The organism is Achromobacter sp. ES-001, from assembly GCF_019448355.1.
Lineage (GTDB): Bacteria > Pseudomonadota > Gammaproteobacteria > Burkholderiales > Burkholderiaceae_B > Achromobacter > Achromobacter spanius_B.
Map to the genome: position 1 here is coordinate 1,441,103 of NZ_CP079940.1, position 26,003 is coordinate 1,467,105.

Here is a 26,003-nt window from a genome sequence, read left to right on the forward strand (position 1 = left end):
AGTGTAGAGTGTCGGGATATCAACCAACCCGTGCATTGCGCCAGTCATGTCCGCCCCGCCTGTTATCGACGCGCCTTCGCCTTTCGACGCTTCCTGGCGGCAGGAGGTAGGCGCGGGCCTGGACGCCGATGGCGTTGCGCTGATCGACCAGGCCGTGACCTGGGCCATCCCCCGATTTGAAGGCCAGCACGCCCTGACCGGCGAGCCGCTGGCCAGCCACGGCGCCGGCGTCGTGCGCATCCTGGCCGCGCTGCACACCGACGCCGCCACCCGCGCCGCCGCGCTGTTGGCCGCCTTGCCCACTGACTTGATGGCGCCCGCGCCCGCCTTGCGCAACGACCCGGTCGCGGCGGCGTTCGGCGCCGAAGTGGCGCGGCTGGTCCAGGGCACGCGCGCGCTGCTGCGCCTGGGCGTGGTGGCACGGCAAGCCAGCGATGCCGAAGCCGAAAGCGGCTCGCAAAAAGAAATGCAGCGCAAGATGCTGCTGGCCATGGCAGCCGATCTGCGCATTGTGCTGATGCGTCTGGCCTCGCGGCTGCGCACCTTGCGCTGGCATGCCGAAAGCAAGGCCCCATGCTCTACCGATTTTGCGCGCGAGACGCTGGACCTGTACGCCCCGCTGGCCAACCGCCTGGGCATCTGGCAAATCAAATGGGAAATGGAAGACCTGTCTTTCCGCTTCCTGGAGCCCGACCGCTACAAGCAGATTGCGCACCTGCTGGAAGAAAAGCGGGTTGAGCGCGAGGCCTTCATCGCCGGCGCCATCGACCGCCTGCAAACGGCGCTGACCAAGGCGGGCATCGATGCCGAAGTCAGCGGCCGGCCCAAGCATATCTACAGCATCTGGAACAAGATGCGCGTCAAGCGCCTGGACTTTGCCCAGATGTACGACCTGCGCGCGCTGCGCATCATCGTCGAGGACGTGCGCGCCTGCTATACGGCGCTGGGCTTGGTGCACGAGATGTGGACGCCGCTGTCCAACGAGTTCGATGACTACATCTCGCGGCCCAAGCCCAACGGCTACCGGTCGCTGCACACCGTGGTGGCCGATGACGACGGCCGGCCCTTTGAAGTGCAGATCCGCACGCGCGAAATGCACCAGTTCGCCGAATACGGCATGGCCGCGCACTGGCGCTACAAAGAAGCCGGCGCCAAGGGCGGGCAAGTGGCCGCGTCCAGCGAATACGATCGCCAATTGGCCTGGATGCGTCAGCTGCTAGCCTGGAACACCGATGTGGAAGGCGGCGGCCAGCCCGGGCAAGAGCCCGGCAAGCCCGACGCCGCCAAGGCGGAAACCGGCAAGCCCGCGTCCGGCAAACCCGGGTCCAGCAAGAACCGCAACCTGGTCAAACCGCCGGCCCACACCGACGAGCGCATCTACGTGTTGACCCCGCAGGCACGCGTGATCGAGCTGCCCGCCGGCGCTACGCCGGTGGACTTTGCCTATCACCTGCATACCGATCTGGGCCACCGCTGCCGCGGTGCACGCGTTGATGGCCAGATGGTGCCGTTGCAGACGCATTTGTCCACGGGCCAGACCGTCGAGATCATCTCCGCCAAGTCGGGCGGGCCGTCACGCGATTGGCTCAACCCGCAGCTGGGTTTTTTGGCCAGCCCGCGGGCGCGCGCCAAGGTTCGGATGTGGTTCAACGCCATTGAATTGCAGCAGCGCATTACGCAGGGCCAGGCACTGGTTGAAAAAGAACTGCAACGGCTGGGCAAGACGGCCGTCAACCTGGAACAACTGGCGCAGAACCTGGGCTTTGCCCGCGCCGATGACCTGTACGTGGCGGCGGCCAAGGAAGAATTCAGCCTGCGCCAGATCGACAGTGTGTTCCAGCAGCCGGCGCCTGCCACCGAACCGCAACCGGCCGCGCTGCGCCACGCCAGCGCGGGCAGCGCCGAGAAAAGCGGCAAGAGCGGCGTGTTGGTGGTGGGCGTGGGCTCGCTATTGACGCAATTGGCGCGTTGCTGCCGCCCCGCGCCGCCCGACGCCATCGCCGGCTTCGTGACGCGCGGTCGCGGCGTGTCCATCCACCGCTGCGACTGCCACAGCTACCTGGCGCTGGCCGCGCGTGAACCCGAACGCGTCATCGAGGTCGCCTGGGGCGAGACGTCGGACACCTTCTATCCCGTGGACATCAGCGTGCGCGCGCACGACCGTCCCGGCCTGTTGCGCGACCTGTCTGAAGTGTTCGCGCGCTTGCGCTTGAATGTGGTGGGCGTGAACACGCAAAGCAAGCAATCGCTGGCCCATATGGTGTTCACGGTAGAAGTGCGCGGGGGCGAATCGCTGTCCCGCGCGCTGGACGCCCTGGCCGAGGTGGCCGGCGTGTCCTCGGCGTCGCGCCGCTAGGACACCCCCCAAGGCCGGGCGGCCCTGGGGGGCGTGCTTTAGTGATCCAGCCGTTCGTGCGCGCGCTCGCGCATGAAGAACGAGGCGATCAGGCCCAGCGCCACGCCGAACATCACGTAGTAGGCCGGGGCCATCGGCGAACCGGTGGTCTTGATCAGCCAGGTCACGATGAACTGGGCGAAGCCGCCGAAGATCATCACGGCCACGTTGTAGGCCAGGGACAAGCCCACGGAACGCACGCGCGCCGGGAACAATTCCGCCATCACCGTGCTGAACACGCCAAAGAAGGCCGACACGAAGATGCAGACCACGATTTGCACGGTCAGCAGGCGACCGATCGACGGCGCATCCGACAGCCAGTAGTACAGCGGATACAGCACGATCAGGTAGCCGATCAGCGAACCGATCACCAGCGGGCGGCGGCCGATACGGTCGGACCAGGCGCCCATGAACGGCGTCATCAGCACCATCAGCGCGGCGCCAGCCATCTGCACCATGAAGGTGTCCTTCAGCGGCAGCTTCAGAATCTGGGTCGAATACGTGACCAGATACGTGAAGGTGATGTAGATGGACACGGTGGCGGTCACCACCAGGCCCACGCCGATCAGCGTTTCACGCGTGTGGGTCTTGACCATCTGGACCAGGCTCAGGCGCTGCACTTCACCGCGCGCGGCGGCCTGGCGGTCTTCTTCCTGCATCTGCTTGAAGACTTCGGTTTCGTCGATGTTCTTGCGGATATAGATCGCGATAGGAACAATGACCAGGCCGAAGGCAAACGGAATGCGCCAGGCCCAGGCCGCGATCTGCTCTTGCGTGAAGAACTCGGTGATCAGCGTGCCGCAGGCCGCGCCGATCAGCAGCGCCAGCATCTGGCCTGCCATTTGCCACGAGCCGTAGAAGCCGCGCTTGCCGTTGGGTGCCATTTCGATCAGCAAGGCCGTCGACGTGCCGAATTCGCCGCCCGCCGAGAAGCCCTGCAACAGGCGCGCGATCAGGATGAAGATCGGGGCCAGGATGCCGGCGGCGTGGTAGGTCGGGGCCACCGTGATCAGCGCAATCGACACGGCCATCAGCGAGGTCACCATCACCATGGCGGCCTTGCGGCCTTTCTTGTCGCCGTACATCCCCAGGATGATGCCGCCCACCGGGCGCATGAAGAAGCCGACGCCGAAGATGGCCGTGGTCATCAGGATGGCGTTCAGCTCACTGCCGGGCAGGTTGGGGTCGGTGGGGAAAAACAGCTTCGCGATAATCGGCGTCATGAACGCGAAGACCAGGAAGTCATACCATTCGAGGGCGTTGCCTATGACTGCGGCCACGATGTTGCGTGTGGGAACTGCTTTGTGCTGCACGGTTTCTCCTTGGGGGCGTAATTCAATCCGGCGACATTCTAGGCGCTTAACCGGTGAACGGTCGGCCCCACCGTCCAAGACGCGGGCGCTTCCTGGCTTTACACTTGTCGCTTTTCCCCCCAAAGAGAAGTGACATGAACGCGCGCACCTGGCTGGAAACGCTGGTGGGTTTCGATACCACCAGCCGCAATTCCAATCTTGCCCTGATCGAAACCGTCCGTGATTGGCTCAAGGGCCAGGGCGTGGACGCGTGGCTGGCGCACAACCCTGAGCGCACCAAGGCCAACCTGTTCGCCACCTTGCCGGCGCAAGACGGCAACCAGCAGGGCGGCATCGTCCTGTCGGGCCACACCGACGTGGTGCCCGTGGATGGCCAGGACTGGAGCACGGAACCGTTCAAGCTCGTTGAAAAAGACGGCCTTCTCTATGGGCGTGGCGCCTGCGACATGAAGGGTTTCATCGCCGGTTCGCTGGCGCTGGTGCCCGAATTCATGGCCATGCCGCGCAAAAAGCCGATCCACCTGGCGTTCTCGTACGACGAGGAAGTCGGTTGCGCCGGCGCGCCGTACATGCTGGCCGACCTGCACGAACGCGGCATCCGCCCCGAAGGCTGCGTGGTGGGTGAACCCACCGGCATGCAGGTGGTGGTGGCGCACAAGGGCATCAACCTGTTTCGCTGCAAGGTCCACGGCAAGGCCGCGCATTCGTCGCTGACCCCGCGCGGCTGCAACGCCATCGAATACGCCGCCCGCCTGATCTGCCGCATCCGCGACCTGGCAGACAGCTTCAAGGCCAACGGCCCGTACGACCAGTTCTACGACGTGCCGTTCTCCACGATGACCACCAACCAGATCCGGGGCGGCATCGCCGTCAACACCATCCCGGAATTGTGCGAATTCACCTACGAATTCCGCAACTTGCCGGGCATGCAACCCGACCAGATCCAGGCCGAAGTCGAGAAATACGTGCGTGATGAGCTCTTGCCGCGCATGCAGGCCGAATTTGACGGCGCTACCATCGAAATCGAGACGGGCGCCGCGGCCCCCGCGCTGGAGGCCTCCGAAGAAGCCGCCATTACCCAGCTGGTGCGGGCGCTGACCGAAGATCGCAGCACGCGCAAGGTGGCGTATGGCACCGAAGCGGGGCTGTTCCAGGGCATCGGCATCCCCACCGTGGTCTGCGGCCCGGGTCATATCGAGCAGGCCCACAAGCCCAACGAATTCGTGGCCTTCGACCAAATGGCGTCTTGCGAGACGTTCCTGCGTCGCCTGGGCCAGTCGCTGTAAGCGGGTGGCGGGCGGGGAGGGGACCGTTGCGCGGACCCCGGCCCCGGCCGGCTCAGGTAAAATGACGGGTTGCAAACCGGATTTGCGGCTGGCAGTGGCCTGTTGCGATACCGGGGGAGATGCTTGGTGAAACCTTACGACTTTCCGGATGCCCAGGGCCATTTTGGTCCCTATGGCGGTGTTTTCGTGGCGGAAACGCTGATGCACGCGCTCGACGAGCTGCGCGCGTCCTATGACCATTACCGTGTCGATCCCGCCTTCCTGGAAGAGTTCAACTACGAACTCAAGCACTTTGTCGGCCGGCCCAGCCCGATCTATCACGCCCGACGCTGGTCGGAAATGGTGGGCGGCGCGCAAATCTGGTTCAAGCGTGAAGACCTGAACCACACCGGCGCACACAAGATCAACAACTGCATCGGCCAGGCATTGCTGGCCAAGCGCATGGGCAAGCCGCGCGTCATCGCCGAAACCGGCGCCGGCCAGCACGGCGTGGCAACCGCCACGGTGGCCGCGCGCTACGGCATGGAATGCGTTGTCTACATGGGCAGCGAAGACATTCATCGCCAGGCGTCGAACGTCTACCGCATGAAGCTGCTGGGCGCCACGGTAGTGCCGGTTACGTCAGGTTCGCGCACGCTGAAAGACGCGCTGAACGAAGCCATGCGCGACTGGGTCACCAACATCGAAAACACGTTCTACATCATCGGCACGGTGGCGGGTCCCGACCCCTATCCCCGCATGGTGCGTGATTTCCAGACCGTGATCGGCAACGAATGTCTGACGCAGATGCCCGAAGCCATCGGCCGCCAGCCCGACTACGTCGTGGCAGCGGTGGGCGGCGGATCCAACGCCATGGGCATCTTCCACCCCTACATCCCCTACGAAAACGTGCGCCTTATCGGCGTCGAAGCGGCGGGCGAGGGCATGGACAGCGGCAAGCACGCCGCTTCGCTGGCAGCGGGGCAGGTGGGCGTGTTGCACGGCAACCGCACCTACGTCATGCAGAACGCCGACGGCCAGGTACAGGAAACGCATTCGGTCTCGGCCGGCCTGGACTACCCCGGCGTGGGTCCCGAGCACGCGTGGCTGAAGGACTCGGCCCGTGCGGAATACGTGGGGATCACCGACGATGAGGCCCTGAAGGCGTTCCATGACTGCTGCCGTATCGAAGGCATCATGCCGGCGCTGGAATCGTCCCACGCCATCGCCCAGGCCGTGAAGATGGCCGCCACGCTGCCGCGCGACGCCGTCATTCTGGTCAATTTGTCGGGCCGTGGCGACAAAGACATGCATACCGTCGCCGAACGTGCCGGTATCGAGCTCTAACACCATGACAACTCGCACTGATCGTATCGCGGCCGCGTTCGCGCGTACCGCCGAATCCGGCCGTTCGGCCGCGCTGATTCCCTACATCGCGGCCGGCGACCCGTCGCCCGCGGCTACGGTTGCCCTGATGCATGCGCTGGTGGAAGCCGGCGCCGACATCGTCGAACTGGGCGTACCGTTCTCCGACCCGATGGCCGACGGCCCCGTGATCCAGCGCGCCGCCGACCGCGCCATTGCGCAAGGCGTGGGTTTGGCCCGTGTGCTGGAACTGGTGGCCGAATTCCGTCAGCGCGATACCACCACGCCGGTGGTGCTGATGGGCTACGCCAACCCCATCGAACGCATGGGCCAGGCTGAATTTGCCGCCAACGCCGAACGCGCGGGTGTAGACGGCGTGCTTGTCGTGGACTATCCGCCTGAAGAGGTCATCGACTTCGCCGCCACCCTGGGCGCGCACGGCATTGCCCCCATTTTCCTGCTGGCGCCCACCTCCACCGAAGCGCGCATCCAGGCCGTCGCAAAAGTGGCGCGCGGCTATGTGTATTACGTGTCGCTCAAGGGCGTCACCGGCGCCGGGTCGCTCAATACCGAGGATGTGGCCGAACGCGTGGCCGTCATTCGCCGCCACATGGGCGACATTCCGGTTGGCGTGGGTTTCGGTATCCGCGACGCCGAAAGCGCGCAGCGCGTGGCTCGCGTGGCGGACGCCGTCGTCATCGGCAGCAAACTGATTGAAACGATGGAGCAGGCGGTGGCAAACGCCCCGGCTGCCCAGCAAACCAACGCTGCAGTCACCGCCGCCAGCGGCTGGCTGCGCACCATCCGGCTCGCGCTGGATCAAGTAAAACGAGACGACGCGTCGGCCTGAACGGCCGGACGCGCCCTCTAACGGGATGAAAAATCAATGAGCTGGATCGAAAAACTCCTGCCTCCTCGCATCAATAAAACCAGCGACAGCGGCGCCCGCCGCGTTCCCGAAGGCCTGTGGGTGAAATGCCCGTCGTGCGAATCGGTGCTGTACAGCGAAGACTTGGCGGCCAATCTGCACGTGTGCCCCAAGTGCGACCACCACATGCGTATCGGCGCTCGCGCGCGGATCGATTCGCTGCTGGATATGGAAGGCCGGGTTGAAATTGGCCAGAACACGCGGTCCGTGGATTCGCTGAAGTTCAAGGACACGCGCAAGTATCCCGAGCGCCTGCAAGAGGCCGTCAAGCAAACCGGTGAATCCGATGCGCTGGTGGTCATGAGCGGTTCGATTCGCGGTGTGCCGGCCACCTTGGCCTGCTTTGAATTTGAATTCATGGGCGGTTCGATGGGTTCGGTGGTGGGCGAGCGCTTCGCGCGCGGCGCCCAAGCCGCCCTGGACAACAAGACGCCGTTTATCTGTGTTGCCGCATCTGGCGGCGCGCGCATGCAGGAAAGCCTGCTGTCGCTGATGCAGATGGCCAAGACCAACGCCATGTTGACCCGCCTGTCGGCGGCCGGCCTGCCGTTTATCAGCGTACTGACCGACCCCACCATGGGCGGCGTGTCGGCCAGTTTTGCGTTCATGGGCGATGTGGTCATTGCCGAGCCCAAGGCGCTGATCGGCTTTGCCGGCCCGCGCGTGATCGAGCAGACCGTGCGCGAAAAGCTGCCGGAAGGCTTCCAGCGCTCGGAGTTCCTGCTGCAAAAGGGCGCGATCGATATGGTGGTGGACCGCCGCCAGCTGCGTGAGGAAATTGCGCGTCTGCTGGCGCTGCTGACCAACCAGCCGGCGGACGTCGTTACTGCCTGACGGGTAGTCGCAACAAATAATGCCGTCGAAAGCTCTCGCTTTCGACGGCATTTTCCGTTTGAGCCGCCACCGTTTTGTGACGCTGCTTACCGGATCTCGTATCGATTGTGACGGCGCTTTTCGGAACAGTGTTTTCCACGGCAAATTTGTTGCCTTATTGCTACAAGGCTCAAGCCATCCGACCCGTATTTTGCTATGTTGCCGGTTAGACCCAAATCTTCGGAGTTACCCCATGCTGTTGACTAACAAGAAACTGCTCGCAAGCCTCGTCGGTTTGGCAATGGCAGGCGCCGCCACGATGGCCAGCGCCCAATCGTCGGAAGGTACGCAGGGTGGCGTGAGCATGCATTACGGCATCGGCGACCATTACCAGCGCATTACCCTGAACTACGAAACGCCGTCGGTCTGGACGCATCAGTTCGGTGGCAACTGGGGTCGCCTTGACCTCACGCCCGAATTGGGCGCCTCGTACTGGTGGGCGGACGGCTCGCGTTCCCCGGGCCATGTGTGGCAGCTCAATGCTATCCCGATGTTCCGCTGGTGGACCGGCGAACGTTTCTACCTCGAAGCCGGTATCGGCGCGACGGTGTTTTCCAGCACGCGCTTCGCGGACGAAAACATCAGTACCGCCTTCCAGTTTGGCGACCACGTCGGCATGGGCTTTCTGCTGACGCCGAACAACCGCATCGGTGTGCGCTATTCGCACTTTTCGAACGCCAGCATCAAGCGCCCGAACCCCGGGCTGGATCTGGTGCAGTTGACCTACACGTACCAGTTCTAAGCCGCTTTCCGGCAAGACCATAAAACCCTCGTCACCGAGGGTTTTTTTTCGTCTGCTGATCATGGGTGTGGTGGCGACGGACGAAAAAAAGCCCCCGTCATGCGACGGAGGCTTTTTGGCGTGCCAGCGGCTTAGTGGCGCGTTTCGACTTGAACCAGGGGTTCGTTCGACACGGTGGCAACCGGCTTGCGCTCGCGGCCAAGGCGGGCCGGCGTATGCGCGGCGGCAATGCGCAGCTGGGTTTGAGCGTGGCGGTCCGGATCGGTTTCCACCCACTTCAAGCCAGCGGCGTTGACGACGTCATGCAAGGCCTGGGCCTTGGCCGACGGCGTGGCTGCCGGTACCACGATAGGCTGCGACACGGTGGGGGCTGGGGAGGCAGCCGGGGTTGCGGCAGCCGTCGCTGCGGCACCTGGTGCTGCGGCCGGGGCTTCGCGTTCGCCAACCGGAGCGGGCGCCGTCACGACGGGTTCCACCTCGGCGGCCTTCACCGGCGTTTCAGCCGGAGCTTGGGCCGGCTCAGCGGCCTGCACGGCAACCGGCTCGGTCACCGAAGCAGCCGTTTGTACGGGCTGGGCCACGGGCTCGGCGGCTTGTACGGCGGCGGGCTTGGTGGCCTCGACAGGAGCGTCCACAGCGGCGGCTTGGGCCGGAGCTTCAACCGGGGCCTGTGCCGCTGCTTGGACCGGGGCTTGAGCCGCGGCTTGGGCGCGTGCTTGGGTCTGCGTTTCCACCGGAGCCTGAACCGGCGCTTGAACCGGCGCCTGAGCCGGTGCTTCGACCTTGGCGGGCTGCGCTTCGACGGCTTGTGCTTCCGTCACCTTGGTGTCGACGGCCTGCGTCTGCACCGGCGCGGCGGAAGCGGTTTCTACCGGCGCTGCCTGGGCGGCGATGCCTTCAGCTTGATCGGCGATGTCGTCGTCGGAACCGTCGTCCAGTTGCTCGTCGCTACCGGCCAGACCTGCTTCGTCCTGGCTGCGGCGGCCACGGCGGCTGCGACGGCGGCGGCGCTTGCGCTCCGGATCGGCGGCGCCTTCAGCACCTTCGGCCAGGGGCATGCCATCGGCGGTTTGCTCGGCGGCGTCAGCGGCGTCCGTCGACGTTTCGGCGGCGGGCTTGGTGGTGTCGGGCAGGGCGGTCGCAACGGACTGCGCCAGCGCGGCCACCATGCTTTCCTGTTCGCTCATCGGCGCGTCGGATTGGCCTTCTTCGCGGCGGTTGCGGCCACGGCCACGGCGGCGGTTACGACCGGCGCCGGTATCGTCGCCATTGGCCAGTTCAGCCTGGTCGGGGCGGTTGGACGCCAAGACGGCTTGCGCCGCCTGGCCTTCGCGATCACCACGGCCTTCGCCGCGGTTGCTGCGATCGCCACGATCCTGGCGGTCACCGCGTTCGCCTTCGCCACGGCGGTTGCCACGGGCGTGGTGGCGGCTGCCTTCGCCGCCCTCGGCACCTTCACCGCGCGATTCGCCACGGCGATTGTTACGGTTGCGATCCGAGCCATGGCGTTCACCACGGCGTTCCTGGCCATCATGGCCGGCACGACCCTTGCCGCGACCGGAGGCGGCGCGCTTGGCGCTGTCTTCCTGGGCGGTGGGGGCAGGCTTGGCGGCTTCGGAGCCACCGGTCAGCCAGCCGACCAGGCGCTTGAACAAGCCGCCCAGGCCGCCCGTTGCGGCAGCCGGTGCGGCGGGCGCAACGGCGGGCGCGGCCGGCGTGGACGAGACCGGGGCCGGCTGCGAGGGCGTGATGCCCTTGACCAGAGCTTCCGGACGCGCCTTGATTTCGCTTTCGCGCGGTTGCCACGGCGCGTTCGTGGCGGGAGCTTCCACCAGTTCGAAACTGGTCTTCAGCTCTTCCAGGCGCGGGTCGTCATGGCGCAGGCGTTCGATGTGGTGATGCGGCGTTTCCAGATGCTTGTTCGGGATCAGCATCAGGTTGACCTTCAGGCGGGCTTCCATCTTGGTGATGTCGGCGCGCTTTTCATTCAGAAGGTAGGTGGCAACATCCACCGGCACCTGGGCGTGGACCGCCGCGGTGTTTTCCTTCATGGCTTCTTCTTGCAGCAGGCGCAGCACGTGCAGGGCGCTGGATTCCGCATCGCGGATCACGCCGGTGCCGTTGCAGCGCGGGCAGGTGATGTGCGAGCCTTCGTTCAGGGCCGGGCGCAGGCGCTGACGCGACAGTTCCATCAGGCCAAAGCGCGAAATCTTGCCCATCTGCACGCGGGCACGGTCGAAATGGAGAGCATCGCGCAGGCGCTGTTCGACGGCGCGCTGGTTCTTGCTGTCTTCCATGTCGATGAAGTCGATGACGATCAGGCCGCCCAGGTCGCGCAAGCGCAACTGGCGGGCCACTTCGTCGGCCGCTTCGGAGTTCGTGCGCAGCGCGGTTTCCTCGATGTCGGCGCCGCGCGTGGAGCGGGCCGAGTTCACGTCAACGGAAACCAGTGCTTCGGTGTGGTCGATCACGATGGCGCCGCCGGACGGCAGTTGCACCGTGCGCGAATACGCCGTTTCAATCTGGTGTTCGATCTGGAAGCGCGAGAACAGCGGGATGTCGTCGCGGTAGCGTTTGACGCGCTGGACGTTGTCCGGCATCACCACGCTCATGAAGGCGGTGGCCTGATCGGCGATCTCGTCGGTATCGATCAGGATTTCGCCGATTTCGGGCGAGAAATAATCGCGGATGGCCCGGATGACCAGGCTGGATTCCAGGTAGATCAGGATGGGCGCGGAGTTGTCGCGGGCAGCGCCGTCGATGGCGGTCCACAGCTGCAACAGGTAGGACAAGTCCCACTGGAGCTCTTCGACATTGCGGCCGATGCCGGCGGTACGGGCAATGATGCTCATGCCCTGGGGCAGCTCAAGCTGCTCCATCGTGTCGCGCAGTTCCTGGCGATCTTCGCCCTCGACGCGGCGCGAAACGCCACCGCCACGGGGGTTGTTGGGCATCAGGACCAGGTAGCGGCCAGCCAGCGAGATGAACGTGGTCAGGGCTGCGCCCTTGTTGCCGCGTTCTTCTTTTTCGACCTGAACGATCAGTTCCTGGCCTTCGCGCAGCGCATCCTGGATGCGGGCGCTACGGACATCGACGCCTTCCTTGAAGAAGCTGCGAGCAACTTCCTTGAAGGGCAGAAAGCCGTGACGGTCTTCACCGTAGTTGACGAAGCAAGCTTCCAGGCCGGGTTCGATCCGGGTAATGACACCTTTGTAGATGTTGCCTTTGCGTTGTTCGCGGCCGGCAGTCTCGATGTCGAGGTCGATGAGTTTTTGCCCATCAACGATAGCGACGCGTAATTCTTCCTGATGCGTCGCATTGAACAGCATGCGCTTCATGAGAGGGTTTCTCCGTTGTCATGACGCGCCGATATCGGCGCGTGACCTCGGGTCACTCGGGCTGCGGCTGAAGCGGGCAAGAAATGCGGACCGTACCTGGGCGGCGCCCAGGCGTATCCGCCGCGGGTCAGGCGGGCACGTCGTGCCGTGGGGCACGGGGTTCTGTCAGCAGGAGGGTCAGCTTCACTGAATGTGGTTTGACGGAAAAATTGCTGTGAACGGCAGTTGCGGTCGGATTGGTTGCCTACACGCAGCTGGTGCTTTAAATATGCGACGATTCTTGCAGTGCTTCAGAGCCGCTTGCGGCATGCAACGGACCTGCTGGGACAGCGGGCAAAGTGAATGCCACACCACTATCCGGCAGGGCGCGGTTGCGCCGGCGACCAAGAGACCCAGGGGTTGAATCAGCAGGCAGTACAATAGCGGCCCGCGCGCTCGACGGAGTTGCGTACTTGTTTGCATCTCTACGCCAGGCGGCTAGTTCAGCCCCTTAAGGCTGTCCCGATTATATGTCGCTTTCCGCAATGCGCAAAGAAACTTCCTCCCCCATATCCCCCTCTAAAGCCGCCCCCGCCGTCCGTATGGTGGAGGTCGATGGCGAACACGCCGGCCAGCGTCTGGACAACTTCCTGATGCGCTTGTGCAAGGGCGTGCCCAAGACCCACATCTACAAGGCCATCCGTGGCGGCGAGGTGCGCGTAAACAAGGGACGCATCTCGGTCGACTACCGCATCGTCGCCGGCGACATCGTCCGCATCCCGCCCTTGCGCTTGCCCGACCCGGGCAAGCCGCGCCCGGTGCCGGGCGCCGAGTTCCCCGTGGTGTTCGAAGACGACGCGCTGCTGGTGGTGGACAAACCCGCCGGCGTGGCGGTGCATGGGGGCAGCGGGGTGTCGTTCGGCGTGATCGAGCAACTGCGCGCCGCTCGGCCCGATGCCAAGTTCCTGGAACTGGTGCATCGCCTGGACCGCGAAACGTCCGGGCTGTTGATGGTGGCCAAGAAACGCAGCGCCTTGCTGGCGCTGCACGCGATGCTGCGCGAAGGCAAGGGCGACAAGCACTATCTGGCGCTGGTCCAGGGCGATTGGGTGAATGACCGCCAGCACATCAAGCTGGGCCTGTCCAAATGGACGACGCAATCCGGCGAGCGGCGCGTTAAGGTCGACCCCGACGGCCAGACCGCGCACACCATCATCACGCTCAAGCAGCGTTTCGGCGGTTACAGTCTGGTCGACGCGGAACTGCGCACCGGTCGTACGCATCAAATCCGGGTGCACCTGGCGGCCAGCGGCTTTCCCATTGTGGGTGATGACAAATACGGGCATGACGACGTGCGCGCGGAATTTTCGCGCATGGGTTTCGGTCGGATGTTCCTGCATGCTCATCAATTGACTCTGGCCCACCCGGTCACCGGCGAGCCCATGACCCTGACCGCCGAGCTGCCGCCCGCCTGCCAAAAAATACTGAAACAACTGGAGTCGGTCTGATTATGTCGTCGTATTCGCTGGTCGTTTTTGACTGGGATGGCACCCTGATGGATTCCACGCACAGCATCGTGGCCGCCATCCAGGGCGCTTGCCGGGACCTGGAATTGGCGGTGCCGTCGGCGTCCGAGGCTAGCTGGGTGATTGGTCTGTCCCTGGAAAGCGCGTTGCGTCGTGCCGTGCCGGAGCTGACGCAGGCGATGATGCCGCGCTTTCTTGAGCGCTACCGCACCCACTACCTGCTGCGCGACCCCGAACTGCGCCTGTTCGACGGCATTCCCGAACTGTTGCAGACCCTGGCCGACCAGAACGTGCGCTTGGCGGTGGCCACCGGCAAAAGCCGGGTCGGCCTGACCCGCGCGCTGGCGGCAACGGGCCTGGGTCCGCTGTTTGACGCCACGCGCACGGCGGACGAAACCTTCAGCAAGCCGCATCCCGCGATGTTGCACGAGCTCATGCAGGAGCTGGACGTGGACCCCGCTCGCGTGGTGATGGTGGGCGACACCTCGCATGATCTCCAGATGGCGGTCAATGCGGGCGTGCACGGCCTGGGCGTGACCTATGGCGCGCATACCGTGAAGGAACTTCAGGGTTGTGCGCCACAGGCGGTGCTCGATAGCGTGCCGCTGGTGCGTGAATGGCTGCTACCCCGGGTGTCGGCCGGCGCCTGATCCGGGAAAGATCGCACACGGGGCGCGCCGCCGCGGAATATCATGGGGCGGCGCAACGTCTATGACTTGTACCCGGCGGCTACGGCCGACGGTCGGTGAACCGGAGACCACGATGTTGATACGCAAGCCCCACGATATTGCCCCGTCCGAAATTACCGACGAAGCGGTCTGGCGTTCGCGCCGCGACCTCATGTTGCGCGCGGGGCTCACGGCCGCCGCCGTGGGGCTGCCCGGCTGGGCTGCGCGCAGCGCGTTCGCCCAAGACGCCGGCACACTGACCGGCAAGCCCAACGGGTCGCTTAGCGTCATGGACAAGCAGACATCGCTTGCCGACATCACGTCCTACAACAACTACTACGAATTCGGCGTCGACAAGGGCGACCCTGCCGCCAATGCCGGCAAGCTGAAGACGCGTCCGTGGACGGTCAGCGTCGAAGGCGAGGTGGGCAAGCCGCGTACATTCTCCATCGACGATCTGCTCAAGCTGGCGCCCATGGAAGAACGGGTCTATCGGCTGCGCTGTGTCGAAGGCTGGTCGATGGTGATTCCGTGGGTGGGCTATTCGGTGTCCGAGTTGCTCAAGCAGGTGGAACCCACCGGCAATGCCAAATACGTGGAATTCGTCACGGCAGTGCAGCGCGAGAACATGCCCGGCGTGCGCGCCGCGATCCTGGAATGGCCCTACGTCGAGGCGTTGCGCATCGACGAGGCCATGAACCCCCTGGCCATGCTGGTGTTTGGCGTCTACGGCAAGGTGCTGCCGAACCAGAACGGCGCGCCGCTGCGCCTGGCCGTGCCCTGGAAGTATGGATTCAAGTCGGCCAAATCGCTGGTCAAGATCCGTCTGGTGGAAAAGATGCCGGAATCTTCCTGGATCAAGGCGGCGCCCCAGGAATACGGGTTCTACGCCAACGTGAACCCGAACGTACCGCATCCGCGCTGGAGTCAGGCAACCGAGCGCCGCATCGGCGAAGACGGCCTGTTCAGCCCCAAGCGCAAGACGCTGATGTTCAACGGCTATGGCGAACAGGTGGCATCGCTTTATCAGGGCATGGACCTGAAGGCGAATTACTGAATAACGCCATGTCCGAGGTTTCCTCCCGGCGCGCCGCCGCACCGCCCGCCAAGACGCAGCTTTCCGCCAAGACTGTCGGGCGCTTCAAGCCGGTCCTGTTCCTGCTGGGCCTGGCGCCGTTCGCGCGCTGGGTGTGGCTGGGCATGGATAACGGGCTGACCGCCAACCCGGTCGAATTCCTGACTCGTTCGTCCGGTACCTGGACGCTTGTCTGCCTGCTGGTGACGCTGTCGATCACGCCGCTGCGTCGCCTGACGGGGCAGCCCGCCTTGGTGCGCGTGCGCCGCATGTGCGGCCTGTTCGCGTTTTTTTACGGCGCCATGCATTTCATGGCCTGGGTCTGGTGGGACCGAGGGCTGGACCCCGCGGCAATGTTGCAGGATATCGGCGAACGTCCCTTCATCACCGTGGGTTTCGTAGCGTTCGTGCTGATGACCGCGCTGGCGGCCACGTCCACCCAGTGGGCGATGCGCCGTCTGGGCAAACGCTGGCAGCAATTGCACCGCGCCATTTATGCGATCGGCCTGCTGGCGGTGTTGCATTACTGGTGGCACAAGGCGGGCAAGAATGACCTGACTCAGCCGGCCTTGTACGCCGCCGTGCTGGCGCTGCTGCTAGGCTGGCGCATCGTGGCGTGGTGGCGCCGCCGCGCGCGTTGACGCGCCTACAGCATTGCAAACATGATCGAGGCGGTTTCGAGGTCTGGCTGGCCGTCGTGCAAGCTGGGCCGGTAGTGCATCTGGAATGCGGCCAGCGTATTGATCGTGGCGGCGTCCAGCTTGCCGTCCTGCCCGCAGGCGTAGCCCAGCCGTTGCAACTGCTGCTGAAACCATGCCACGTCGGGCAAGCCTTGGGCCTGCAACCGAGCCAGGTGCTGGGCCGCGCCGGCCTCGTCGTACCAGCGGCCGATACCGGCCGCCGCCAGGGCCTTCCAAGGGAACAGTGGGCCGGGATCGACCTTGCGCTGCGGCGCGATGTCGCTATGCCCCACGACGTTTTCGGGCGCTACACCGTGGCGTTGGATCAGATCGCGCAGCAGGATCGTCAGCGCCCGCACCTGACGGTCGTTGTAGGCGTGCCAGACGGGTTTGCCGTCGGTGCCTTCGGTCCAGCCCGGGTTGACGATTTCGATACCGATCGACGTGCTGTTCATGGCGATATTGCCGTACCAGGAGCTGGCCCCGGCGTGCCATGCGGCACGATTTTCATCCACCAGCCGATAGGCGCGCCCGGCGTCGTTGATCAGGTAGTGCGAACTGACCTTGCCCTGCGATAGCAGCTTGAGCGAGGTGGCGTCGTCGACCGTGGTGTAGTGCAGAACGATGCTGCGTACGCGGCTGGCCTGGCCGACGGCGGTGATGGATGTGTCCAGGTCCAGGCCGGCCGGGCCACGCGCGGCGCAGCCGGCTAGCACTGCCGTCGCCAGCAGGGTGGTGATAAGGCGAAACATGAGTCAGCGGGCCAGATAGAGGAAAAGCGTGGGCAACTTGTCGAGTTGGGGCGCCGGCAGTTTCTTCCAGTCGGCCACGGTGTGCGTGACCACCCATTCGTCCGCGGTGGTGACCGAACGGGCCACGCACAGCTTGGTATCGCCTTTCAGCGCGGCCAGCAGGGTGGAGAACATGGCCGCGTTGCGATAGGGGGTTTCGATCAGCAACTGCGTCTGGTTGTGCTTGGCGGAATGCTGCTCCCAGGCTTTCAACTGCTTGGCGCGCTCGGCCGGGTCCACCGGGGCGTACCCGTGGAAGGCAAAGCGCTGCCCGTCCAGTCCACTGGCCATCAGACCCAGCAGGATGGACGACGGGCCCACCCACGGTTTGACCGTGATGCCCAGGCGGTGCGCAGCGTCCACGACTTTTGCGCCAGGGTCCGCCACGGCAGGACAGCCGGCTTCGGACACCAAGCCGATTTCGGCGCCGTGCTTGACCGGCGCCAACCAGGCGTTGATCTGCCCGACGTCAATTTTGTCCGTCAGAGTGTGAATCGTGATTTCCTGAAGCGGGCGGGTTGTGCCGATCAGTTTGAGAAAGGCGCGTGCCGTCTTGGCATTTTCGGCGATGTAGGTGTCCAGGCGTCCGGCCAGCGCACGCACGTCGGCGGGCAACCAGCGTTCGGGCGGGGCATCGCCCAGGCCCACGGGAATCAGGTGCAGGGCGCCGCTCATGCCGGCCCGCCCGGTGCGTCCAGCGGATCCAGGCCAAACCGCGCCAGCATGCGCGTCAGCGCGATCAGCGGCAGCCCGATAATGGCGGTCGGGTCATCGCTCTGGATGCTTTCCATTAGTGCAATACCCAGGCTTTCCGCCTTGGCGCTGCCTGCGGTATCGTAGGGTTCTTCGGCGCGCAGATAGGCGTCGATGGCGCGTTCTGACAGCTGGCGAAAGTGGCAACGCGTGACGATGTCGGCTTGCTCGATGCGCTGGCCGTCCGTAACCGCCAGCGCGCTATGAAATTCCACGATCTGGCCCGACAGGGCCCGCAATTGCGCCTGGGCGCGCGGGAAGTTGCCCGGTTTTCCGATAGGCTGGCCGTCGATGGTCGCCACCTGATCCGACCCGATAACGATGCTGCCCGGATGGTTCGCCGCCACGGCCATGGCCTTGGCCACCGACAGCCGCAAGGCCAGCGCGTCGGGCGTTTCGCCGGGTTGTGGCGTTTCGTCCACATCGGGAGAAACGGCGGTAAAGGGCAGGCGCAGGCGCGATAGCAATTCTTTGCGGTACGGCGAGCTGGAAGCGAGGATCAGGCTAGGCTTTGAAGGCATGCGGTATTTGACGTTAAAGCGTAAGTCGCAGTATTATCTAACGTTTTGCGGGATTTTTGCAGCGCGAAGGCGAAAGCTTTAAGCCTCTGAGTGCAGTGGCCTTAGTGCGGTGGAATCTCGCAAATGCAAAGGATTTGATCATCAAGCGCATCGATGCATTCGCATTTGCCCATAGCGGCAAGCAAGCGCAAGGCACCATACCTCTTGTGCGGTTTACGCGCGCGGTTGAAGGGTTACCCGAACAACCGCCGGGCGATGCCGGGCTTGTGACGTGGTCCGTGCGCGGTGAGATTGGCAAGTCAGGGCTGTTGCTTGGCCGGCCGCTTCTGCATGTTCACGTGCAGGCGAATCCGGTGCTGGTATGCCAACGGTGCAATGCACCGTTCGTGTATCCGGTCGATAGCGAAGTCCTCTTGCAGCTGGTTAAGTCTGAAGCCGACCTTGACGATGGTTTTACCAACGGTGATGTTACCGACGGTCATTCCGCCGGCAGCGACGACGAAGACGAAGAAGGAAATGGTTTTGTGTCCAACCAACCCGAAAAGGTGGTGGGTTCACATCATTTTGATCTGCTGGCCCAGGTCGAAGATGAGCTCATTCTGAGCGTTCCGTATGTGCCCAAGCATGATGTATGCCCGGGCGCGCAGGCCAAAGTCAGCGAAGTTCCTGAAGAACCCGCTGTCAAGCGTCCGTCGCCGTTTGCGGTGCTGGAACAACTGAAGCACAAAGATTGAGATCAACATCGGGCCGCATCGCGTACAATGCGCCCCGTTTCTAGGAGTCATCATGGCCGTTCAACAAAACAAGAAGTCCCCCTCCAAGCGCGGTATGCACCGTTCGCACGATTTTCTGGTTGCTCCGTCGACCGCCATCGAGCCGAACACCGGTGAAACGCACCTGCGCCACCACATCAGCCCCAATGGCTTCTATCGTGGCCGCAAGGTCCTGAAGACCAAGGCCGACGAATAAGGCCCCCGGGCCGAACTCGTACTCGGACCAATTCGGCTGAACGCTGATACCTGGCACCCGTGATACGCATCGCCATAGACTGTATGGGCGGAGACTTCGGTCTGCCCGTCACGATTCCGGCTGCGATCGAGTTCGCCCGGCAATTTCCGGATACCCGGCTATTGCTGGTCGGGCTTCCCGACGCCATCGAAGCGGCGCTCTCCGAGCACCGCGACGTTGCGCGCGATCGTATGGAAATCGTGGCGGCTTCTGAAGTCGTCACCATGGACGACCCGGTCGAGGTCGCCCTGCGCCGCAAAAAAGACTCCTCCATGCGCCTGGCCGCCCAGTCCGTCAAGGACGGGCGCGCCGACGCCTGCGTTTCCGCGGGCAACACCGGCGCATGGATGGCCATTTCACGCTACGTGCTCAAGACGCTGGACGGCATTGACCGGCCCGCTATCGCCACGTCCATTCCCAACCAGACGGGCCGCGCCACCACGGTGCTGGACCTGGGGGCGAATGTGGACTGCACGGCCGAGCACCTACTGCAATTCGCCATCATGGGCGCCGCGCTGTCACAAGCCGTCGACCACCGTGAAAGCCCGACCGTGGGCTTGCTCAACATCGGCGAAGAAGTCATCAAGGGCAACGAAGTCGTCAAGGAAGCCGCCGAGCTTCTGCGCGGCAGCCCGCTGAATTTCTACGGCAACGTGGAAGGCAACGATATCTTCAAGGGCACGGTCGACGTCGTCGTCTGCGACGGCTTTGTCGGCAACGTCGTGCTCAAGTCCGTCGAAGGGCTTGCGAAGATGCTGTCCAGCATCATCCACGAAGAATTCAAACGCAATATCTTCACGTTGCTGGCCGGCGCCATCGCCAAGCCGGTGCTGAACCGTTTGCGCAACCGCGTCGACAACCGCCGCTATAACGGCGCCGCGTTGTTGGGTTTGCGCGGCGTGGTCATCAAGAGCCACGGTTCGGCGGATGTCTACGCCTACGGATTTGCGTTGCAACGAGCCCGCGAAGCCGTAGTGAGTAAACTGCTGGAGCGCACCGCTCAGACGGTCGCTCAGATTACCAAGCGCGTTCAGTCGGAAGAGGGCGCCGCAACGCCTCCCGCGAACGTGGCTGGGGACACCGCTTGATGGATACCGCAATGAAATATTCCGCGATCGCGGGCACCGGCAGCTTCTTGCCGGAACGCGTGGTTTCGAATGACGAACTGGCAGCGGAACTGGCGACGCGCGACATCGCCACGTCTGACGAATGGATCGTCGAGCGCACCGGCATCCGCCAGCGCCATCTTGCCGAGCGTGGCGTCACGACCAGCCAGCTCGCCACGGAAGCATCGCGCCGCGCGCTGGCCGATGCGGGCGTGGACGCCTCCGAGGTCGACCTCATCATCGTCGCCACCTCCACCCCCGATTTCGTGTTTCCCAGCACGGCCTGCCTCGTGCAAGCCAACCTGGGCGCCAAGGGGTCGGCGGCATTCGACGTCCAGGCCGTGTGCAGCGGCTTCGTCTACGCGCTGACCACCGCTGACAGCTTCGTGCGCGCCGGCCGCGCCCGTTGCGCGCTGGTGATCGGCGCCGAAGTGTTTTCGCGCATTCTTGACTGGAACGACCGCAGCACGTGCGTGTTGTTCGGCGACGGCGCGGGCGCCGTGGTGCTCAAGGCGTCCGACGAACCCGGCATCATGGCCGCGCAGTTGCATGCCGACGGCAGCCAGATGAAGATCCTCAGCGCTGCGGGCAACGTAGCCTATGGCGACGTCACCGGCGACCCGTTCCTGCGCATGGACGGGCAAGCGGTGTTCAAGCAGGCCGTCACCGTGCTGGATCGCTCGGCGCGCGACACCTGCGCCGAAGCCGGCATCGAGGTCGCCGACGTCGACTGGCTGATTCCTCACCAGGCCAACGTGCGCATCTTGAACTTCCTGGCGCGCAAGCTTGCCGTGCCGGTCGAGAAAGTCGTCATTACCGTTGATAGCCACGCCAACACCTCCGCGGCCAGCGTGCCGCTGGCACTGGATGCCGCGCGCCGCGATGGCCGCGTCAAGCCCGGCCAGCTCATCCTGATGCAAGGCGTGGGCGGCGGATTCACCTGGGGCTCGGTACTCGCTCGCATGTAAGTGCGCGTCCCGGCGGATGGCGCATCGCGCGCCGCCGCCGCGAGGGCACGCCTGACATCCCACACAGATACTGAATCAATCCAACCGGTCAATCATGAAAATTGCTTTTGTCTTTCCCGGCCAAGGGTCGCAAGCTGTCGGCATGCTGGATGCCTGGTCGGGCGTCGCTGCCGTCACGGATACCGTGGCGCGTGCTTCTGAAGCGCTGGGCCAGGACCTGGGCGCGTTGATCGCGCAGGGCCCGGTGGAACAGCTGAATCTGACGACGAACACGCAGCCCGCCATGTTGACGGCCGGCGTGGCGTTCTACGCTGCCTGGACCGCTGCTGGCGGTCGCAAGCCGGACGTCGTCGCCGGCCACAGCCTGGGCGAATATGCCGCGCTGACCGCCGCCGGTTCGCTGGCGCTTGAAGACGCCGTGCGCCTGGTGCGCGTGCGCGCCGACGCCATGCAGGCCGCCGTGCCGGTCGGTACCGGCGCCATGGCCGCCATCCTGGGCCTGGACGATGACGCGGTGCGCAATGCCTGCGCTGCCGCGGCCCAGGGCGAAGTGGTCGAAGCCGTCAATTTCAACGCGCCCGCGCAAGTCGTGATCGCCGGCCACAAGGCCGCTGTCGAACGCGCCTGCGAACTGGCCAAGGCAGCCGGCGCCAAGCGCGCGCTGTTGCTGCCGGTGTCCGCGCCTTTCCATTCCAGCCTGCTCAAGCCCGCCGCCGACGTGTTGGCCGGCGCATTGGCGAATGCCGCCGTGTCCGCGCCGCAGATCCAGGTCATCAACAACGTTGACGTGGCCTCGCCCACGGAACCTGGCGCGATCCGCGATGCGCTGGTGCGTCAGGCATGGCACCCTGTGCGCTGGGTGGAAACCCTGCGCGCCATGAAGGCGCAAGGCGTCACGCACGTTATCGAATGCGGTCCCGGCAAGGTGCTGGCCGGACTGACCAAGCGTATCGACCCCGAACTTACCGGCCTGGCCATTACCGATCCTGCTTCACTTGAAGCCGCGTTGGCCGTCGTTAACGGAAATTAAAGACATGGACAACTCGATCGAACTGCAAGGCAAGATCGCGCTGGTGACCGGCGCCACGCGCGGGATCGGCCGCGCCATTGCCCAGGAATTGGCCTCGCGCGGCGCAACCGTCGTTGGAACCGCCACCACGGAATCCGGCGCGGCCGCCATCACCGAAGCCTTGGCGCCCCTGGGCGGCCGTGGCGTGGTGCTGAACGTAACCGACGCCGAAGCCTGCGACGCGCTGATTGACGCGCTGGGCAAGGACGGCGGTGGCCCGCACATCCTCGTCAACAACGCCGGCATTACCCGCGATACGTTGGCGATGCGCATGAAAGACGACGACTGGTCGGCTGTGCTGGACACCAACCTGACCTCCGTTTTTCGCCTGTCGCGCGCCGTGATGCGCAGCATGATGAAAGCCCGCTGGGGACGCATCATCAACGTCACCTCGGTCGTCGGTTCCAGCGGAAATGCGGGCCAGGCCAACTACGCCGCCGCGAAGGCCGGCGTGTCGGGCATGTCACGTGCCCTGGCTCGTGAGTTGGGTAGCCGCAACATCACCGTGAACTGCGTCGCGCCGGGTTTCATCGACACCGACATGACGCGCGCGCTGGCCGAGAGCCAGACCACGGCGCTGCTGCAACAGATTCCGCTGGGCCGTTTGGGCTCGCCCGAAGACATCGCCCATGCGGTGGCCTTTTTGTCCGGGCCGCAAGCGGGTTACATTACCGGCACCACCCTGCACGTCAACGGCGGGATGTACATGCAATAAATCACGAATTGCGCACCAGGCGGCTCAGGCCGTCGCGCAGTTCAACCGGAAACGCCGCATACCGATATTCCTGTGCCTGCGGGCGACAGAACCAGTGCGCGGTGTTATTTTTGTCACGGCCAGGCGTTGCTTTCCTCTACGCTTGGCTATAATTCGCGGGATTTTTCCCAATTGGAGATCTGCATGGAAAGCATCGAACAGCGCGTCAAGAAGATCGTCGCTGAACAACTTGGCGTTAACGAAGCCGAGATCAAGAACGAATCCTCCTTCCTTGACGACCTCGGTGCCGATTCGCTCGACATGGTCGAACTGGTCATGGCGCTCGAAGACGAATTCGAGACCGAGATCCCCGACGAAGAGGCCGAAAAGATCACGACCGTGCAACAAGCGATTGACTACATCAATTCGCACGGTAAGCAGTAAGCTCAACCTATATCGTTCCGGTTGCCCGACATTCGGGGCCAGCCGGGAAACGGGGCGGTTTCAGGAATTTGCCGTGTGGTCCGCGTGCGGGAAGGGCGTTGTAATGCCCGACCCGCTTTCGCGCGGGCCACACGTGCAGCGCATCCCGAAAGCCGCCTTTCTTTTGTCTGTTTGAGGAGTCATCCGTGAAGCGACGTGTCGTCATCACCGGCCTGGGTATTGTTTCTCCCGTTGGAAACGACCTGACCACCGCTTGGGACAATATCGTCAACGGACGTTCTGGCATCAGCCGCATCACCCGTTTCGATCCCTCGGCCATCACCACGCACATTGCTGGCGAAGTCAAAGACTTCGACATCAGCACCTATATCTCAAGCAAAGAAGCCCGCCAGATGGATACGTTCATCCATTACGGCCTGGCCGCGGGGATGCAGGCATGGCGTGATTGCGGTTTGGAAGTCACCGAAGCCAATGCCGAGCGCATTGGTGTCATCGTGGGTTCCGGCATCGGCGGTTTGCCGCGCATTGAAGAAACCCAGGTCGAATACATGGCCAAGGGTCCGCGGCGCATCTCGCCGTTCTTCGTGCCGGGTTCGCTGATCAACCTGATCTCCGGTCATTTGTCCATTGCCTATGGCATGAAGGGTCCCAGCTATGCCGTCGTTTCGGCCTGCACGACCGGTCTGCATTGCATCGGCGACGCAGCGCGCCTGATCGAATACGGCGACGCGGACGTCATGGTTGCTGGCGGTGCGGAATCGACCGTGTCGCCGCTGGGTATCGGCGGTTTTGCCGCCATGCGCGCCTTGTCGACCCGTAACGATGACCCGGAAACGGCATCGCGTCCCTGGGACCGCGACCGCGACGGATTCGTGCTGGGCGAGGGTGCCGGCGTTCTGGTCCTTGAAGAGTACGAGCATGCCAAGAAGCGCGGCGCGCGCATCTATGGCGAATTCGCCGGATACGGCATGAGCTCGGACGCGCACCACATCACGGCTCCGGACAAAGACGGCCCGCGTCGCGGCGTTATCAACGCGCTGCGCAACGGCGGCTTGAACGCTGACGACATCCAGTATGTCAACGCGCACGGCACGTCGACTCCCCTGGGCGACAAGAACGAAACCGACGCGCTGAAGCTGGCGTTCGGCGATCACGCCAAGAAATTGGTGGTGAATTCGACCAAGTCCATGACGGGCCACCTGTTGGGCGCGGCTGGCGGCATCGAAGCCGTGTTCACGACCTTGGCCGTGTACAACCAGGTTTCTCCTCCCACGATCAACATCTTCAATCAAGATCCGGAATGCGATCTGGATTACTGCGCGAACGAAGCGCGGCAGATGAAGATCGACATCGGCCTGTCCAACTCGTTCGGCTTCGGCGGCACCAACGGCTCGATGGCCGTTCGCCGGGTCTGATTTGGAAGGCTCCGAGGCAGGGCGCTGGTCATTTCGGGTGCCCGTCGGGCGGCCGGCCAATGGCCACGTCCTGTGCGCGGTGGCCGGCGCCGCCGCTGCGGCTTGCGCGTCGGTAGCAGCGCTTTGGCTAGGCATGGGCGGCTGGGCATTCGTTGCGCTGCTGCTTGTGCCGGCCGGGCTGTTACACTCGGCACGGAGCGGCCTGTCCCCGGTATCGGCATTACGTACGGCAACCGGGGCAGGGCGTTGGCAGGTGCGCCAGCCGCAAGGCTGGCAAGACGCGCGGTTGCTGGATCAGCAGCGCGGCCCCCGCTGGCTTACGCTCACTTTGCAGCTTTTGCCCACCGGGAGTACGGTCTTTACAAATAGCACAATCACCCTCACCGTCTGGCAGCGGACGTTGCAACCCGAGTCCTGGCGGCGGTTATGCCTGCTGACGGGCACGGCGCAACGAGCGCGGCAGGCGGCACGCCCGCAGGAGGCGTCATGAGCGAACGCGAAGTCGACGCGGAGTTGGTCGCGCGCGTTCAACGAGGCGATAAAAAGGCGTTTGATCTACTGGTGCTGAAGTACCAGCGCAAGATCCTGCGCCTGCTGGCCCGGATGATCCGCGACCCATCGGAAATCGAAGACGTGGCCCAGGAAGCTTTCATCAAAGCGTACCGAGCCTTGCCCCAGTTCCGGGGCGACAGCGCCTTCTACACCTGGTTGTATCGTATCGCCATCAACACGGCGCGCAACTGGCTGGCCTCGCAAGGCCGGCGCCCCAGCGCCCCCAATGCGATAGAAACGGAAGACGGTGAAACTTTTAACGAAACCGACAACCTAACCGATATAAGCACGCCGGAATCCATGGTCGCCAGCCGCGAAATCGCCGAGACGGTGAACGCGGCAATCGAGGAATTGCCCGAAGAATTGCGCACCGCAATTGTCCTGCGTGAAATCGAAGGTATGAGTTACGAAGACATCGCCCAGAGCATGGACTGCCCTATTGGTACGGTGCGCTCCCGCATTTTTCGTGCGCGCGAGGCCATTGCAACCAAATTGCGTCCATTGCTTGGCACCGATGCCGAGCGTCGCTGGTAAG

General features: G+C 64.1%; 24 protein-coding genes. 19 read left to right on the forward strand and 5 right to left on the reverse strand.

Going from position 1 to position 26,003, the window contains the following annotated elements; genetic code table 11:
- Positions 1-46: 46 nt before the first annotated feature.
- On the forward strand, positions 47-2,356 hold the full coding sequence (locus tag KYT87_RS06430; protein WP_219991866.1) for a bifunctional (p)ppGpp synthetase/guanosine-3',5'-bis(diphosphate) 3'-pyrophosphohydrolase: 2,310 nt from the start codon (positions 47-49) through the stop codon (positions 2,354-2,356).
- Positions 2,357-2,394: 38 nt separating this feature from the next.
- Here the strand turns inward: KYT87_RS06430 and KYT87_RS06435 are convergent, their stop codons facing one another.
- Positions 2,395-3,708, reverse strand: coding sequence for an MFS transporter (locus tag KYT87_RS06435; RefSeq protein ID WP_219991867.1), 1,314 nt, complete (start codon positions 3,706-3,708; stop codon positions 2,395-2,397).
- 134 nt (positions 3,709-3,842) lie between these two features.
- Between KYT87_RS06435 and argE the strand changes: the two genes are divergently transcribed.
- The 5 genes from argE to KYT87_RS06460 all read left to right on the forward strand — a co-directional run bounded on the left by argE (position 3,843) and on the right by KYT87_RS06460 (position 8,881).
- On the forward strand, positions 3,843-4,994 hold the full coding sequence (gene argE / locus KYT87_RS06440; RefSeq protein ID WP_219991868.1) for an acetylornithine deacetylase: 1,152 nt from the start codon (positions 3,843-3,845) through the stop codon (positions 4,992-4,994).
- Between the two features lie 126 nt (positions 4,995-5,120).
- Complete coding sequence (gene trpB / locus KYT87_RS06445; protein WP_104143339.1) at positions 5,121-6,320, forward strand: tryptophan synthase subunit beta; 1,200 nt, start codon at positions 5,121-5,123, stop codon at positions 6,318-6,320.
- A gap of 4 nt (positions 6,321-6,324) precedes the next feature.
- Positions 6,325-7,188 carry a tryptophan synthase subunit alpha gene (gene trpA / locus KYT87_RS06450; protein WP_046802585.1) on the forward strand — a complete coding sequence of 288 codons (864 nt, stop codon included), beginning with the start codon at positions 6,325-6,327 and terminating at the stop codon, positions 7,186-7,188.
- Positions 7,189-7,224: 36 nt separating this feature from the next.
- Positions 7,225-8,100: an acetyl-CoA carboxylase, carboxyltransferase subunit beta gene (gene accD, locus KYT87_RS06455; protein ID WP_046802586.1), complete on the forward strand. Its 876-nt coding sequence runs from the start codon at positions 7,225-7,227 to the stop codon at positions 8,098-8,100.
- A gap of 232 nt (positions 8,101-8,332) precedes the next feature.
- Complete coding sequence (locus KYT87_RS06460) at positions 8,333-8,881, forward strand: acyloxyacyl hydrolase (protein WP_219991869.1); 549 nt, start codon at positions 8,333-8,335, stop codon at positions 8,879-8,881.
- Between the two features lie 131 nt (positions 8,882-9,012).
- On the opposite strand, the gene KYT87_RS06465 is transcribed toward KYT87_RS06460, so the two are convergent.
- A complete protein-coding gene (locus KYT87_RS06465) occupies positions 9,013-12,219 on the reverse strand; it encodes an Rne/Rng family ribonuclease (protein ID WP_219991870.1) in 3,207 nt (1,068 codons plus the stop codon).
- A gap of 524 nt (positions 12,220-12,743) precedes the next feature.
- Here KYT87_RS06465 and KYT87_RS06470 point away from each other — a divergent pair.
- From KYT87_RS06470 to msrQ, 4 genes are all read left to right on the forward strand, one after another.
- A complete protein-coding gene (locus KYT87_RS06470) occupies positions 12,744-13,706 on the forward strand; it encodes an RluA family pseudouridine synthase (RefSeq protein WP_185975318.1) in 963 nt (320 codons plus the stop codon).
- Positions 13,707-13,708: 2 nt separating this feature from the next.
- The gene (locus KYT87_RS06475; RefSeq protein ID WP_104143016.1) at positions 13,709-14,374 is read left to right on the forward strand and encodes an HAD family hydrolase; all 666 of its coding nucleotides are present in this window, start codon (positions 13,709-13,711) and stop codon (positions 14,372-14,374) included.
- 112 nt (positions 14,375-14,486) lie between these two features.
- Positions 14,487-15,449 carry a protein-methionine-sulfoxide reductase catalytic subunit MsrP gene (msrP, locus tag KYT87_RS06480; RefSeq protein WP_046802591.1) on the forward strand — a complete coding sequence of 321 codons (963 nt, stop codon included), beginning with the start codon at positions 14,487-14,489 and terminating at the stop codon, positions 15,447-15,449.
- A gap of 8 nt (positions 15,450-15,457) precedes the next feature.
- Entirely contained in the window at positions 15,458-16,108 is a 651-nt protein-coding gene (gene msrQ / locus KYT87_RS06485; protein ID WP_219991871.1) for a protein-methionine-sulfoxide reductase heme-binding subunit MsrQ, read from the forward strand.
- A gap of 5 nt (positions 16,109-16,113) precedes the next feature.
- Here msrQ and KYT87_RS06490 read toward each other — a convergent pair whose 3' ends face one another.
- Genes KYT87_RS06490 through KYT87_RS06500 form a run of 3 tightly spaced genes read right to left on the reverse strand, consistent with a single transcriptional unit; the run spans position 16,114 to position 18,212 of the window.
- Positions 16,114-16,899, reverse strand: a complete 786-nt coding sequence (locus KYT87_RS06490) for an N-acetylmuramoyl-L-alanine amidase (protein WP_219991872.1) — start codon at positions 16,897-16,899, stop codon at positions 16,114-16,116.
- 3 nt (positions 16,900-16,902) lie between these two features.
- A complete protein-coding gene (locus tag KYT87_RS06495; RefSeq protein WP_046802594.1) occupies positions 16,903-17,613 on the reverse strand; it encodes an SAM-dependent methyltransferase in 711 nt (236 codons plus the stop codon).
- A complete protein-coding gene (locus tag KYT87_RS06500; RefSeq protein WP_219991873.1) occupies positions 17,610-18,212 on the reverse strand; it encodes a Maf-like protein in 603 nt (200 codons plus the stop codon). The genes KYT87_RS06495 and KYT87_RS06500 overlap by 4 nt, the downstream gene beginning before the upstream one ends.
- A 134-nt stretch (positions 18,213-18,346) precedes the next feature.
- On the opposite strand from KYT87_RS06500, the gene KYT87_RS06505 reads away from it, so the two are divergent.
- The 9 genes from KYT87_RS06505 to rpoE all read left to right on the forward strand — a co-directional run bounded on the left by KYT87_RS06505 (position 18,347) and on the right by rpoE (position 26,002).
- Positions 18,347-18,946 (forward strand): DUF177 domain-containing protein, encoded by a 600-nt coding sequence (locus tag KYT87_RS06505; RefSeq protein ID WP_046802596.1) that lies wholly within the window; start codon positions 18,347-18,349, stop codon positions 18,944-18,946.
- Positions 18,947-18,998: 52 nt separating this feature from the next.
- Positions 18,999-19,181, forward strand: coding sequence for a 50S ribosomal protein L32 (rpmF, locus tag KYT87_RS06510; protein WP_006218037.1), 183 nt, complete (start codon positions 18,999-19,001; stop codon positions 19,179-19,181).
- Positions 19,182-19,240: 59 nt separating this feature from the next.
- Positions 19,241-20,308 (forward strand): phosphate acyltransferase PlsX, encoded by a 1,068-nt coding sequence (plsX, locus tag KYT87_RS06515; RefSeq protein WP_046802597.1) that lies wholly within the window; start codon positions 19,241-19,243, stop codon positions 20,306-20,308.
- The gene (locus tag KYT87_RS06520) at positions 20,308-21,294 is read left to right on the forward strand and encodes a beta-ketoacyl-ACP synthase III (RefSeq protein ID WP_046802598.1); all 987 of its coding nucleotides are present in this window, start codon (positions 20,308-20,310) and stop codon (positions 21,292-21,294) included. The genes plsX and KYT87_RS06520 overlap by 1 nt, the downstream gene beginning before the upstream one ends.
- 94 nt (positions 21,295-21,388) lie before the next feature.
- Complete coding sequence (gene fabD / locus KYT87_RS06525) at positions 21,389-22,324, forward strand: ACP S-malonyltransferase (RefSeq protein ID WP_219991874.1); 936 nt, start codon at positions 21,389-21,391, stop codon at positions 22,322-22,324.
- Between the two features lie 4 nt (positions 22,325-22,328).
- A complete protein-coding gene (gene fabG / locus KYT87_RS06530; protein ID WP_046802600.1) occupies positions 22,329-23,078 on the forward strand; it encodes a 3-oxoacyl-ACP reductase FabG in 750 nt (249 codons plus the stop codon).
- A gap of 183 nt (positions 23,079-23,261) precedes the next feature.
- A complete protein-coding gene (acpP, locus tag KYT87_RS06535; protein WP_003813816.1) occupies positions 23,262-23,501 on the forward strand; it encodes an acyl carrier protein in 240 nt (79 codons plus the stop codon).
- 185 nt (positions 23,502-23,686) lie between these two features.
- Positions 23,687-24,916, forward strand: coding sequence for a beta-ketoacyl-ACP synthase II (gene fabF, locus KYT87_RS06540; protein WP_046802601.1), 1,230 nt, complete (start codon positions 23,687-23,689; stop codon positions 24,914-24,916).
- 486 nt (positions 24,917-25,402) lie between these two features.
- A complete protein-coding gene (rpoE, locus tag KYT87_RS06545; protein ID WP_006218045.1) occupies positions 25,403-26,002 on the forward strand; it encodes an RNA polymerase sigma factor RpoE in 600 nt (199 codons plus the stop codon).
- The last annotated feature ends 1 nt before the right edge of the window (position 26,003 follow it).

Bases quoted from the DNA above. Each gene is read 5' to 3' on its own strand.
- acpP (WP_003813816.1), top strand. From the start codon at position 23,262: ATGGAAAGCATCGAACAGCGCGTCAAGAAGATCGTCGCTGAACAACTT.
- msrP (WP_046802591.1), top strand. From the start codon at position 14,487: ATGTTGATACGCAAGCCCCACGATATTGCCCCGTCCGAAATTACCGAC.
- rpmF (WP_006218037.1), top strand. From the start codon at position 18,999: ATGGCCGTTCAACAAAACAAGAAGTCCCCCTCCAAGCGCGGTATGCAC.
- argE (WP_219991868.1), top strand. From the start codon at position 3,843: ATGAACGCGCGCACCTGGCTGGAAACGCTGGTGGGTTTCGATACCACC.
- KYT87_RS06460 (WP_219991869.1), top strand. From the start codon at position 8,333: ATGCTGTTGACTAACAAGAAACTGCTCGCAAGCCTCGTCGGTTTGGCA.
- rpoE (WP_006218045.1), top strand. From the start codon at position 25,403: ATGAGCGAACGCGAAGTCGACGCGGAGTTGGTCGCGCGCGTTCAACGA.
- msrQ (WP_219991871.1), top strand. From the start codon at position 15,458: ATGTCCGAGGTTTCCTCCCGGCGCGCCGCCGCACCGCCCGCCAAGACG.
- fabD (WP_219991874.1), top strand. From the start codon at position 21,389: ATGAAAATTGCTTTTGTCTTTCCCGGCCAAGGGTCGCAAGCTGTCGGC.
- KYT87_RS06520 (WP_046802598.1), top strand. From the start codon at position 20,308: ATGGATACCGCAATGAAATATTCCGCGATCGCGGGCACCGGCAGCTTC.
- KYT87_RS06500 (WP_219991873.1), bottom strand. From the start codon at position 18,212: ATGCCTTCAAAGCCTAGCCTGATCCTCGCTTCCAGCTCGCCGTACCGC.
- accD (WP_046802586.1), top strand. From the start codon at position 7,225: ATGAGCTGGATCGAAAAACTCCTGCCTCCTCGCATCAATAAAACCAGC.
- KYT87_RS06495 (WP_046802594.1), bottom strand. From the start codon at position 17,613: ATGAGCGGCGCCCTGCACCTGATTCCCGTGGGCCTGGGCGATGCCCCG.
- KYT87_RS06490 (WP_219991872.1), bottom strand. From the start codon at position 16,899: ATGTTTCGCCTTATCACCACCCTGCTGGCGACGGCAGTGCTAGCCGGC.
- KYT87_RS06430 (WP_219991866.1), top strand. From the start codon at position 47: ATGTCCGCCCCGCCTGTTATCGACGCGCCTTCGCCTTTCGACGCTTCC.
- KYT87_RS06465 (WP_219991870.1), bottom strand. From the start codon at position 12,219: ATGAAGCGCATGCTGTTCAATGCGACGCATCAGGAAGAATTACGCGTC.
- trpA (WP_046802585.1), top strand. From the start codon at position 6,325: ATGACAACTCGCACTGATCGTATCGCGGCCGCGTTCGCGCGTACCGCC.
- fabG (WP_046802600.1), top strand. From the start codon at position 22,329: ATGGACAACTCGATCGAACTGCAAGGCAAGATCGCGCTGGTGACCGGC.
- KYT87_RS06470 (WP_185975318.1), top strand. From the start codon at position 12,744: ATGCGCAAAGAAACTTCCTCCCCCATATCCCCCTCTAAAGCCGCCCCC.
- KYT87_RS06475 (WP_104143016.1), top strand. From the start codon at position 13,709: ATGTCGTCGTATTCGCTGGTCGTTTTTGACTGGGATGGCACCCTGATG.